We start from the raw sequence: 12,393 nt of genomic DNA on the forward strand, positions 1-12,393 counted from the left end.
GGCGGTCAAGGGCATGAACGACATCCTGCCGCCCGAATCCGCGCGCTGGGAATGGCTCGAAGAGAAGGTGCGCAACCTGATGGAGCGCTACGCCTACCGCAACCTGCGCACGCCCATCGTGGAGCCCACGGCGCTCTTCGTGCGCGGCCTGGGCGAGGTGACGGACATCGTCGAGAAGGAGATGTATTCCTTCGAAGACCGGCTCAACGGCGAGCAATTGACGCTGCGCCCTGAATCCACCGCCGGCGTGGTGCGCGCCGTGGTGGAGCACTCCATGCTGTACGAAGGCGGCAAGCGCCTCTACTACATGGGGCCGATGTTCCGGCACGAGCGGCCGCAGCGCGGGCGCTATCGCCAGTTCCACCAGATCGGCGCGGAAGCACTGGGCTTTCCGGGCGCCGAGGTGGATGCCGAACTCATCCTGCTGGCCGATGCCCTGTGGAAGGAGCTGGGCCTCACCGATGTCCGGCTCGAACTCAACAGCCTGGGCCAGCCCGATGAGCGCAAGGCGCACCGCGCTGCCCTGATCGCCTATCTGGAAGCGCATGCCGACCAGCTGGACGAGGAGGCGCGCCGGCGCCTGCACACCAACCCTCTGCGCATTCTCGACACCAAGAACCCTGCCATGCAGGCCCTGGTGGAGGCCGCGCCCAAGCTCATCGACTTCCTCGGCGAAGACTCGCTGCGCCACCTGGACCGCGTCAAGGCGATCCTAGATGCGAACGGCGTGGCATGGCGCATCAACCCGCGCCTGGTGCGCGGCATGGACTACTACAACCTCACGGTGTTCGAGTTCATCACCGACCGGCTGGGCTCGCAGGGCACCATCTGCGGCGGCGGCCGGTACGACTATCTGATCGAGCAGGTGGGCGGCAAGCCCGCGCCGGCCGTGGGCTGGGCCCTGGGCGTTGAGCGCGTGCTCGAATTGCTGAAAGAGCAGGGCACGGCACCCCGTGAGCTGGTTCCCGATGCCTATGCGGTCGTGCAGGATGTCGATTCCATGCCCGCCGCGATGGCCGCGCTGCAGCAGCTGCGGGCGCTGGGCGTGCGGGTGCAGATGCAGCCCTCCGCGGCCGAGGGCATGGCGAGCCTGAAGTCCCAGTTCAAGAAGGCGGACGCGAGCGGCAGCCCTTATGCCCTGGTGTTCGCCGGCGACGAGCTGGCGCGTGGCGCGGTCCTCGTGAAGTCGCTGCGCGACGGCAGCGGCGCGCAGGTCGAGCGTCCCCTGTCCAGCCTGGCCGAATGGGCCGGCACCCTACAATCGATCCGCTGAACACACCACATCATGGCAAACCATTTCGACCTCGAAGAACAAGAGCAGCTGGATCAGATCAAGCACTTCTGGAACACCTGGGGCACGCTCATCAGCAGCGTGCTGATCGTGGTGTTCGGTGCGATCGCCGCGTGGAACGGCTACCAGTACTGGCAGAACCGCCAGGCCTCCCAGGCCGCAGCGCTGGCCGACGCCATGGATTCGGCCGTCGCCTCCGCCGACACCGCCCGCATCGAGCAGGTCTTTGCGGACATGAAGTCGCGCTACGGCGGCACGGTCCAGGCCGGGCAGGCCGGGCTGCTCTCCGCCAAGGCGCTTTTCGATGCCGGCAAGCTGGACGCTGCCAAGGCCGAGCTGACCTGGCTGGCGCAGAACGCATCCGACGACGGCTACAAGGCCCTGGCCCGGCTGCGGCTGGCCGGCGTGCTGATCGACGAGAAGGCTTACGACGAAGCCATGAAGCAGCTGTCGGGTTCGGTGCCGGCAGGTTTCGACGCGGCCTTCGCCGACCGCAAGGGCGACGTGCTGGCGCTGCAGGGCAAGAAGGCCGAGGCCATCGCGGAATACGAGCGTGCCTACAAGGCCTTCGAAGACCGCGTGGATTACCGGCGTCTGGTGGAAGTGAAGCTGAATGCCCTCGGGGCATCGGTGCCGCAGCAGTCCGTGGCCGTGGCCACGTCATCCGGAGGTGTTCAATGATGGGTCGTCTGATGGCGATGAAGCGGCCTCTGGCCGGTGGCATTCTGCTGGCCGGCGCGCTGCTGCTGACCGGCTGTTCCCTGTGGGGCGGCTCTTCCAAGCCCAAGCCGGCGGACCTCGGTCCCAACGTGCCGATCCTGGGCGTGCGCCAGGCCTGGACCGCCAAGATCGGCTCCACCGCCGGCCTGCCGCTCGAAGTCCAGGTCAACGGCAATGTGGTGACGGTGGCGTCCGCCGATGGCGCCGTGGCGGCCATCGACGCACGCACGGGCGGCGACATCTGGCGTGCATCCCTGGGCGAGCCCCTGTCCGCCGGCGTGGGCAGCGACGGCAAGTGGACGGCCGTGGTCACGCAGAAGAACGACGTCGTCGTGCTGGCGAATGCGCGCGAACTGTGGCGCCAGACGCTGCAGGCGCAGTCCTATACGCCGCCCCTGGTGGCGGGCAATCGTGTTTTCGTGCTGGAAGCCAACCGCTCCGTTGCCGCCTTCGATGCGGCGACCGGCCGGCAGCTCTGGAGCCAGCAGCGTTCGGGCGATCCTCTCGTCCTGCGCCAGCATGGCGTGCTGATCGCGGTGGGCGACACCCTGGTGGCGGGCCTCGGCGGACGGCTGGTGGGCTTCAATCCTGATAACGGCAGCATCCGCTGGGAGGCCCCCGTGGCCAGCTCGCGCGGCACCAACGACGTCGAGCGGCTGGTGGAGGTCATCGGCCGTACGAGCCGCGTGGGCGACGTGGTCTGCGCGCGCGCCTTCCAGGCCGCTGTGGGTTGCGTGAACGCGCTGCGTGGCAGCACGCTCTGGACCCAGCCTGCCAACGGCGCCGAAGGCGTGGACGGCGACGACCAGCTGGTCTTCGGCACCGAAAGCAACGGCACGGTCATCGCATGGAAGCGCCAGGACGGCGCCAAGGCCTGGACGTCCGAGCGCCTGCAATACCGCAAGCTGTCGGCACCCCTGGTGCTGGGCCGCTCCGTCGTAATCGGCGACGACTCCGGCCTGGTGCATCTGCTGTCCCGTGAAGATGGCTCCCCTCTGAACCGCCTGACCACCGATGGCTCGGGCGTGTCGGTCGGCCCCGTGGCTTCGTCCGACACCCTGGTCGTCGTCACCCGCAACGGCGGCATCTACGGCTTCCGCCCAGAATAACAAGCGTAAGAATGAAGCCAGTCATCGCCCTCGTCGGGCGGCCCAATGTGGGCAAATCCACGCTGTTCAATCGGCTCACCAAGTCGCGGGATGCGATCGTCGCCGATTTCGCCGGCCTGACCCGGGACCGGCATTACGGCAACGGCAAGCAGGGCAAGCACGAGTACATCGTGATCGATACCGGGGGCTTCGAGCCCGATGCCTCCGCCGGCATCTACCGGGAGATGGCCAAGCAGACCCAGCAGGCCGTGGCCGAGGCCGACGTCGTCGTGTTCGTGGTCGATGCCCGTGCGGGCCTCTCGGCGCAGGATCACGACATCGCTAACTACCTGCGCAAGCTGGGCAAGCCCTGCGTGCTGGTCGGCAACAAGGCCGAAGGCATGCTCGAAGGCGCGCAGCTGGCCGAGTTCTACGAACTGGGCCTGGGCGAGGTCCACCCCGTCTCGGCAGCGCACGGCCAGGGCATCCGCAGCCTGGTGGAGCTGGCCCTCGCGCCGCTGCAGCTGCCCGATCCGGACGAAGACGCCGATCAGGTGGATGCCGGCGTGATCCGCCTGGCCGTGGCCGGTCGCCCCAATGTGGGCAAGTCCACCCTGATCAACACCTGGCTGGGCGAAGAGCGGCTCGTCGCCTTCGACATGCCCGGCACCACGCGGGACGCGATCTCCGTTCCGTTCGAACGGCAAGGCCAGAAGTTCGAGCTGATCGATACGGCCGGGCTGCGCCGCAAGGGCCGGGTGTTCGAGGCCATCGAGAAGTTCTCCGTCGTCAAGACCTTGCAGGCGATCGAATCGGCGAACGTCGTGCTGCTTTTGCTCGATGCGACGCAAGGCGTGACCGACCAGGATGCCCACATCGCGGGCTACGTGCTGGAAAGCGGCCGCGCCGTGGTGCTGGCCGTGAACAAGTGGGATGCGGTCGATGACTACGGCCGTCAGATGCTCGAGCGTTCCATCGAGACGCGGCTTTCGTTCCTGAAGTTCGCCTCGCTGCACTTCATCTCCGCGAAGAAGCGGCAGGGCCTGGGGCCGCTCTGGTCCTCGATCGCGCAGGCCCACAAGGCGGCCACGTGCAAGATGTCCACGCCCGTGCTGACGCGGCTGCTGCTGGAGGCCGTGCAGTTCCAGAGCCCCAAGCGTTCGGGCATGTTCCGCCCGAAGCTGCGCTATGCGCATCAGGGCGGCATGAACCCGCCCGTGATCGTCATCCACGGCAACTCGCTGGAACATGTCACGGATGCGTACAAGCGCTTCCTCGAAGGTCGCTTCCGCAAGGAGTTCAACCTCGTCGGAACGCCTCTGCGCATCGAGATGAAGACCTCTCACAATCCCTTTGCGGACAAGGACGACGCGTAATCGGCCGTCCATCGGAACCTAAGGCTTTGTGGCCCGGTGGGCTGCAGGGCTGTGGTATGGTGCAGTTTTACAACAACATTCGTTGAACACGGAGAATATCGTGAGCAATAAAGGCCAACTCTTGCAAGACCCGTTTCTGAACGCACTGCGTCGTGAGCATGTGCCGGTGTCCATCTATCTGGTCAATGGCATCAAGCTCCAGGGGCAGATCGAATCGTTCGATCAGTACGTGGTGCTGCTGCGCAATACCGTGACCCAGATGGTTTACAAGCACGCCATTTCCACGATCGTTCCGGGCCGCGCCGTGAACTTCAGCACGGCCGAAGCTGGCGACAGCGACGCTGCTGCCTGACGTTGGCGCTTCCATCCCATTGGCGTATCTCCTTCTTGCCTTCTAGCTCCAATTTGTCTTGAGTTCTCCCGATACTCCTGAGGTTTCCGCCACGCCCGTGGTTCTCGTGGGCGTTGATTTTGGGCTGCCCCATTTCGATGGGGAACTGGAGGAGTTGGGTCTGCTCGCGCAGACGGCCGGCCTCGACCCCGTGGCCCGGCTGACCTGCAAGCGCAAGGCGCCCGATGCGGCCTTGTTCGTCGGCAGCGGCAAGGCCGACGAGATCCGCATGCTCGCGCAGATGCATGGCGCGAAGGAAGTGCTGTTCGACCAGGCCCTCAGCCCGGCGCAACAGCGCAACCTCGAGCGCCAGCTCGAAATGCCGGTCAACGACCGGACACTGCTCATCCTCGAGATATTCGCCCAGCGCGCCCGCAGCCATGAAGGCAAGCTGCAGGTGGAGCTGGCGAAGCTGCGCTACCTGAGCACGCGCCTCGTGCGCCGCTGGTCCCACCTGGAGCGCCAGCGCGGCGGTATCGGAACCCGGGGTGGCCCGGGCGAAACGCAGATCGAGCTGGACCGCCGCATGATCAACGAGGCGATCAAGCGCACGCGTGAGCGGCTCGACAAGGTCAAGCGCCAGCGTTCCACGCAGCGCCGCCAGCGTGAGCGGCGCGACACATTCAATATCTCGCTGGTGGGCTACACCAATGCCGGCAAGTCCACGCTGTTCAACGCGTTGGTGAAGGCCCGTGCCTACGCGGCCGACCAGCTGTTCGCCACCCTGGACACCACGACCCGGCAGCTCTACTTGGCGGAGGCGGGGCAGTCCGTGTCCCTCTCCGACACCGTGGGTTTCATCCGCGATCTGCCGCACGGGCTGGTGGATGCTTTCCAGGCCACGCTGCAGGAAGCCGTCGATGCGGATCTGCTGCTGCATGTCGTGGATGCGGCGAACCCCGGCTTTCCCGAACAGATCGCGCAGGTGCAGAAGGTGCTTGCGGAGATCGGTGCGTCGGACGTTCCGCAGCTGCTGGTTTTCAACAAGGTGGATGCCCTGGCGCCCGAGGCCCAGGCGACCCAGCGGCAGGACACCTACGAGCTGGACGGCACCCCCGTTCCCCGCATCTTCGTGAGCGCACGCACGGGCGAAGGCCTGGCGCAGTTGCGGGCCCAGCTGGCCGCGACGTGCATATCGGCCCGCACGGACGGCATGACCCCTGGCGATACTGCTGAATTGACGGGCAGTGATGGCTGATTGGGCACAATGCCCGATCGGCTCCATGTCTTCAGAGAAACAGAGACTTTCCGCATGAATCTGCATCGACGCGCTCCCCGTTGGGCCCTGTTGCCCCAGCGTATCCGGGGAATGTTCAATTTAAACGACCCCCGCTGGGGGCGTGGCGACGACAAGAGCGAAGGTGCCGGTCGCCCGGATTCCGATCCCCCTCCAGCGCAGCGTCCCCAAGGACAGCGCGGCAGAGACCAGGGCAATGCGGGACAGCCGCCGGATCTCGATGAACTCTGGCGCGATCTCAATCGCAAGCTCGGCGGCCTTTTCGGCGGCAAGAATGGTGGCGGCCGTGGCCCGACGGGCGGCGGCAACGGCGGGTTTCAGCCCGACATGAAGAACGCCGGCGTGGGCGTGGCCCTGATCGCAGGCGTGGCCGTGCTGATCTGGCTCGGCACGGGCTTCTTCATCGTGCAGGAAGGCCAGCAGGCGGTCATCACGCAATTCGGCAAGTACAAGGGCACCGTGGGTGCCGGCTTCAACTGGCGCCTGCCGTACCCCATTCAGCGGCATGAACTGGTGTTCGTCACGCAGATCCGTTCCGTCGATGTGGGGCGCGACAACGTCATCAAGAGCACGGGCCTGCGCGAGTCGGCCATGCTGACCGAAGACGAGAACATCGTCGAAATCAAGTTCGCGGTGCAGTACCGGCTGAGCGATGCACGCGCATGGCTGTTCGAGAGCCGCAATCCGGCTGACACGGTGGTGCAGGTCGCTGAAACCGCGGTGCGCGAAGTCGTCGGCAAGATGCGCATGGACGCCGCGCTGGCGGACGAGCGCGATCAGATCGCCCCCCGCGTCCGTGCGCTCATGCAGACCATCCTGGACCGCTACAAGATCGGCGTGGAAGTGGTCGGCATCAACCTGCAGCAGGGCGGCGTCCGTCCGCCCGAGCAGGTGCAGGCCGCGTTCGACGATGTGCTGAAGGCCGGCCAGGAGCGCGAGCGCGCCAAGAACGAGGCCCAGGCCTATGCCAACGACGTGATCCCGCGCGCCGTGGGTGCTGCATCTCGCCTGAACGAGGAAGCCGCTGCCTACAAGGCACGCATCGTCGCGCAGGCGCAAGGCGATGCGCAACGTTTCAGCTCGGTGCTGACGGAATACCAGAAGGCCCCGCAGGTAACCCGCGACCGCATGTATCTCGAATCCATGCAGCAGGTGTACAGCAACGTGACCAAGGTGCTGGTGGATTCGCGCCAGGGTTCCAACCTGCTGTATCTGCCGCTCGACAAGATCATGCAGAGCGTCTCCCAGAACGTGTCCGGCACGGCCGCGAGCGGAGCCCCCGTCGAAGCGCCGCCGGCGACCAGCTCCAGCGTTCCTGCGACGACGCCGTCGTCGTCTGCCTTCCAGAATGATGCCCGCATGCGTGACACCAGCCGCACGCGTGAGCGCGATGCCCGCTAGGAGTGAGTTGTGAACAGAGTCGGATTTATCGCTTCCACCTTGCTGCTGGCGCTGGCCTTGCTGAGCTCCATGCTGTTCGTCGTCGATCAACGCCAATTCGGCGTGGTCTATGCGCTCGGGCAGATCAAGGAAGTCATCACCGAGCCGGGCCTGAACTTCAAGCTGCCGCCGCCGTTCCAGAACGTGCGCTACATCGACAAGCGCCTGCTGACCCTGGACAGCACGGATACCGAGTCGATGCTGACGGCTGAAAAGCAGCGTGTCGTCATCGACTGGTACGTGCGCTGGCGCATTTCGGACCCGCTGGAATACATCCGCAATGTGGGCCTGGACGAGAACGCCGGTGCGATCCAGCTCAACCGCGTGGTGCGCAACGCCTTCCAGGAAGAAGTGAATCGCCGCACGGTGAAGGATCTGCTCTCCGGCAAGCGTGAAGAGCTGATGGCCGAGGTCAAGCGCGAAGTGCTGGACACGGTGCGCGGCAGCAAGCCCTGGGGTGTGGATGTCGTCGATGTGCGCATCACCCGCATCGACTACGTCGAAGCCATCACCGAGTCCGTCTATCGCCGCATGGAGGCCGAACGCAAGCGCGTCGCCAATGAACTGCGTTCCACGGGCGCCGCAGAGGGCGAGAAGATCCGCGCCGACGCCGACCGGCAGCGCGAGATCACGATCGCCAATGCGTACCGTGACGCGCAGAAGGTCAAGGGCGAGGGGGATGCCGAAGCATCGCGCGCGTATGCAGAGGCCTTTGGCCGCGATCCGCAGTTCGCTCAGTTCTATCGCAGCCTCGAAGCGTACAAATCCAGCTTCAACAAGAAGAGCGATGTCGTGATCGTCGATCCTTCTTCGTCCGAGTTCTTCAAGGCCTACCGCGGCACGCCATCGGCGGCACCGCGTAACTGACATCGGCCTGCTGGCCTCGCAGCATGGGCCCGCGCAAGTGGGCGGCCTGCGAGGTCGGCTTGGGTTCTCTGCCACTGCGGTGGCACCCAGCTCCCAAACCCCTCCTTGACGGTTCTGCTCGCCTGACTCCGCGCGGCCTTGTGTGCCTCGCTTCGCCATGCCGGGCCCATTCATGTGCCATCGCCGTTTCGCCTTGGGGGCGTTCGGCACTTGTCGGGCAGGCCTTTGCGGGCCGCACCCGGTAGAATCGCGTTTTTAACAGCTACCCGATTTCTCATGTCTGCTTGGGTCCTGCCGGATCACATTGCTGATGTGCTGCCTTCCGAGGCGCGGCATATCGAAGAACTGCGCCGAGGGTTGCTCGATACGGCTTGTAGCTACGGCTATGAGCTGGTCATGCCTCCTCTGCTGGAGCATTTGGAGTCCTTGTTGACGGGCGCAGGCGAAGCGCTCGATCTGCAGACATTCAAACTGGTGGACCAGCTCTCTGGTCGCTCCATGGGCTTGCGTGCCGACACCACGCAGCAGGCGGCGCGCATTGACGCCCACCTACTCAATCGCAAGGGGGTCAGCCGGCTGTGCTACTGCGGCCCGGTGCTGCACACCCGACCCGACAAACCGCATGCCACGCGCGAGCCGCTGCAATTCGGTGCGGAAATCTACGGCCATTCCGGCCTGGAGGCCGACATCGAGAGCGTGCTTCTGGCGCTGGAGTGCCTCGCGGTGGCCAAGGTCAAGAGCGTGAGCGTCGATCTGGCCGATGTGCGTATCGTGCGCAGCCTGCTGCAGCACGTGCCCAAGGAAGACTTCGATCTGGCGCGCATCCAGAACGCGCTGGCCGTCAAGGATTCGAGCGAGCTGGCCGATCTGACCAGGCAGTTGCCTGCGGCCTCCCGCGATGGCCTGCAAACGCTGCTGCGGCTCTACGGTGGCATTGATGTGCTGGACGACGCCGAGCGCATGCTCGGCGACTTCCCGGGCATCAAGCCGGTCCTGGCGGGGCTGCGCACGATCGCGTCGCGGCTCTCCTCGGCCCAGGTCACGGTGGATCTCGCCGATCTGCGGGGCTATGCCTATTACAGCGGCGCACGCTTCGCCATGTACGCGCCGGGTGCCAGCGACGCGCTGGTTCGCGGTGGCCGCTACGACGAGGTGGGGGCGGCCTTCGGGCGCAACCGCCCGGCGGCGGGCTTCAGCCTGGACATCAAGCAATTGGTGAGCGTTGTTTCGCCTCGTGCGCTCCGGGCCGCAGTCCGCGCGCCGTGGGGGGAGGGCGCTGAAGTCGAGTCGATGATCTCTGCGCTTCGTCGCCAGGGTGAGACGGTCGTCTGTGTCCTGCCGGGGCACGAAAGCGAAGTGGATGAATTCCTCTGTGACAGAGAGCTGTTGCACGTGAACGGGCAGTGGACCGTTCGTCCTATCTGAAGCATTTGAACAATGGAATCGGGTTTGAAATGAAAGCAAGCAAGGGTCGTAACGTCGTTGTGGTCGGAACCCAGTGGGGTGACGAGGGCAAGGGCAAGCTGGTGGACTGGCTCACCGAGAGTGCTCAGGGCGTCGTCCGTTTCCAAGGGGGCCACAACGCGGGCCACACGCTCGTCATCAATGGCGTCAAGACCGCCTTGCACCTGATTCCCAGCGGCATCATGCGCCCCGGGGTCAAGTGCTACATCGGCAATGGCGTGGTGCTGTCGGCTGCCAAGCTGTTCGAGGAAATCGAAGGCCTGGAGCGTGCCGGCGTGGACGTGCGTTCCCGGCTGCGCGTGAGCGAAGCCTGCCCGCTGATCCTGCCCTTCCATGCGGCACTGGATGTGGCGCGTGAAGCTGCGCGCGAGCATGGCGGCGTGGAAAAGATCGGCACCACCGGCCGCGGCATCGGCCCCGCATATGAAGACAAGATCGCCCGCCGCGCCCTGCGCGTGCAGGATCTGAAGTACCCGGAGCGTTTCGCTGCCAAGCTGCGCGAACTCCTGGAACTGCACAACCATGTGCTGACCTCGTTCCTGCGCTCGGGTGAATTCGTCTTCCCGGAGGCGCTGCGCCCCTATCTGCACAACGGCGAGGTGCAGTTCGACGCGGTCTATTCGGAAGCCATGAAGCACGCGGAACTGCTCAAGCCGATGATGGCCGACGTGTCGCGTGAACTGAACGAAGCGCATCTGGCCGGCGATAACCTGCTGTTCGAAGGCGCCCAGGGCACGCTGCTGGATGTCGATCACGGCACCTACCCCTATGTCACGTCCAGCAACTGCGTGGCGGGCAATGCCGCCGCCGGCGCGGGCGTCGGCCCCGGCCTGCTGCACTATGTGCTGGGTATCACCAAGGCCTACTGCACCCGCGTGGGCGGTGGCCCGTTCCCGACTGAACTGGAATGGGAAAAGCCGGGTACCCCGGGTTACCACATGAGCACCGTGGGCGCCGAAAAGGGCGTTACCACCGGTCGTAGCCGCCGCTGCGGCTGGTTCGATGCCGCCTTGCTCAAGCGCAGCGCGCAGGTGAATGGCCTGACCGGGCTGTGCATCACCAAGCTGGATGTGCTGGATGGCCTGGAAGAGCTGAAGCTGTGCGTCGGCTACGAACTCGACGGCGCCAAGGTCGATCTGCTGCCCATGGGCGCTGAAGAGATCGCACGCTGCGTGCCCATCTATCAAAGCATGCCCGGCTGGACCGATTCCACCGTGGGCGTGACGCGCTATGACGAACTCCCCGTCAATGCACGGAAGTATCTCGAGCGCATCGAGGAAGTCACGGGCGTGCCCATCGCCATGATTTCCACCAGTCCCGACCGGGATCACACCATCCTCATGCACAACCCCTACCAGGTTGGCTGATGTTTTTGACGCTTGGCGCCCTATGTGTGGGCGCTAGGTGCTATGAATTTAGGAGTTTTCATGTTGACGGAAGACGGCAAGCATCTCTATGTGAGCTATGACGAGTACCACAGCCTCATCGAGAAGCTGGCCTTGAAGGTACATCAGTCCGGTTGGGAGTTCGACACCATCCTGTGTCTGGCCAGAGGAGGTCTGCGCCCGGGTGACATCCTGAGCCGCATCTTCGACAAGCCCCTGGCCATCATGTCCACCAGTTCCTACCGCGCTGAAGCCGGTACGGTGCGTGGACATCTCGACATCGCCCGCTTCATCACCACGCCCAAGGGCGAGATCGCCGGGCGTGTGCTGCTGGTCGATGACCTGGCAGACTCGGGTCACACCTTGAACGCAGTGATCTCGATGCTCAAGAGCAACTACTCTCCTATTAGTGAGTTGCGCAGTGCAGTGATCTGGACCAAGGGGCTGTCCACCTTCGTGCCGGACTACTCGGTCGAATTCCTGCCCACCAACCCCTGGATCCACCAACCGTTCGAAGGCTATGACAGCCTGACGCCTGAGAAGCTTCTAGAGAAGTGGCGGGTCTGAAGAGCCTCCCAAGCAGGTTGTAGGAAAAAGATTGCAGGAAAAGACGCCGGGCCCCGATTCTTGTGTACACTAGCGGGCTTGGCGCAGTCGAGGCAACGAAAGGAGCTTCGGAGGTGTTGAGAAAAAAGGTTGGTTTTGAGTTGCGGCTGGTTGAAAAATCGGTGTAGAATTCAAGGCTCCGCTAAACGGGGTTGATTGCTGATGCGATCGGTTCTGTGAGGTGAAAATAAAGACCTTCGGTCTTGACGGTGTTTAAAAAATGCTGTTATAATCGAGGGCTTCGCTGAAAGCGGTTTGCGAAAGCAAGTTGATTAAAGCGAATAACCTTCAAGTTTGACAGGACTTTAAAAAACCTGTTAGAATTCAAGGCTCTGCTGATCGCAGCAAAGCTTGAAAGAAAAGAAGAGATTCTGATCTTTCGGTTCCTTAAAAATATACAGCCGATAAGCGTGGGCGTTTGATGGCGAGTGCCAAGTTCTTTGGAACTAGTGCTTAGCACTACAAACGCTCATGAGATAGAAGTGAAGTTCACTTCAATTCTTTTTTATGAGTTGCTCGAAAGAGCGA

11 protein-coding genes are annotated in these 12,393 nt (G+C 64.1%); all 11 read left to right on the forward strand.

The window, feature by feature from the left end:
• Positions 1-13: 13 nt before the first annotated feature.
• Positions 14-1,273 carry a histidine--tRNA ligase gene (gene hisS, locus BM070_RS22685; protein WP_217648966.1) on the forward strand — a complete coding sequence of 420 codons (1,260 nt, stop codon included), beginning with the start codon at positions 14-16 and terminating at the stop codon, positions 1,271-1,273.
• Positions 1,274-1,285: 12 nt separating this feature from the next.
• Complete coding sequence (locus tag BM070_RS22690) at positions 1,286-1,972, forward strand: YfgM family protein (protein WP_092942247.1); 687 nt, start codon at positions 1,286-1,288, stop codon at positions 1,970-1,972.
• The gene (gene bamB / locus BM070_RS22695; protein WP_434803211.1) at positions 1,969-3,120 is read left to right on the forward strand and encodes an outer membrane protein assembly factor BamB; all 1,152 of its coding nucleotides are present in this window, start codon (positions 1,969-1,971) and stop codon (positions 3,118-3,120) included. Before BM070_RS22690 ends, bamB begins: the two co-directional genes overlap by 4 nt.
• An 11-nt stretch (positions 3,121-3,131) precedes the next feature.
• Complete coding sequence (der, locus tag BM070_RS22700) at positions 3,132-4,475, forward strand: ribosome biogenesis GTPase Der (protein ID WP_092942254.1); 1,344 nt, start codon at positions 3,132-3,134, stop codon at positions 4,473-4,475.
• A 100-nt stretch (positions 4,476-4,575) separates the two neighbouring features.
• Complete coding sequence (gene hfq, locus BM070_RS22705; RefSeq protein ID WP_092942280.1) at positions 4,576-4,827, forward strand: RNA chaperone Hfq; 252 nt, start codon at positions 4,576-4,578, stop codon at positions 4,825-4,827.
• A 97-nt stretch (positions 4,828-4,924) separates the two neighbouring features.
• On the forward strand, positions 4,925-6,064 hold the full coding sequence (gene hflX / locus BM070_RS22710) for a GTPase HflX (RefSeq protein WP_175518584.1): 1,140 nt from the start codon (positions 4,925-4,927) through the stop codon (positions 6,062-6,064).
• A 54-nt stretch (positions 6,065-6,118) separates the two neighbouring features.
• Positions 6,119-7,504 carry an FtsH protease activity modulator HflK gene (hflK, locus tag BM070_RS22715; protein ID WP_092942260.1) on the forward strand — a complete coding sequence of 462 codons (1,386 nt, stop codon included), beginning with the start codon at positions 6,119-6,121 and terminating at the stop codon, positions 7,502-7,504.
• 9 nt (positions 7,505-7,513) lie between these two features.
• A complete protein-coding gene (hflC, locus tag BM070_RS22720; protein WP_092942264.1) occupies positions 7,514-8,410 on the forward strand; it encodes a protease modulator HflC in 897 nt (298 codons plus the stop codon).
• A 276-nt stretch (positions 8,411-8,686) separates the two neighbouring features.
• Complete coding sequence (locus tag BM070_RS22725) at positions 8,687-9,835, forward strand: ATP phosphoribosyltransferase regulatory subunit (protein WP_092942267.1); 1,149 nt, start codon at positions 8,687-8,689, stop codon at positions 9,833-9,835.
• Between the two features lie 29 nt (positions 9,836-9,864).
• Complete coding sequence (locus tag BM070_RS22730; RefSeq protein ID WP_092942269.1) at positions 9,865-11,241, forward strand: adenylosuccinate synthase; 1,377 nt, start codon at positions 9,865-9,867, stop codon at positions 11,239-11,241.
• A 60-nt stretch (positions 11,242-11,301) separates the two neighbouring features.
• Complete coding sequence (locus tag BM070_RS22735) at positions 11,302-11,826, forward strand: phosphoribosyltransferase (protein ID WP_092942271.1); 525 nt, start codon at positions 11,302-11,304, stop codon at positions 11,824-11,826.
• Positions 11,827-12,393 lie beyond the last annotated feature (567 nt).

It is taken from the genome of Paracidovorax wautersii, assembly GCF_900113035.1.
Classification (GTDB): domain Bacteria; phylum Pseudomonadota; class Gammaproteobacteria; order Burkholderiales; family Burkholderiaceae_C; genus Paracidovorax; species Paracidovorax wautersii.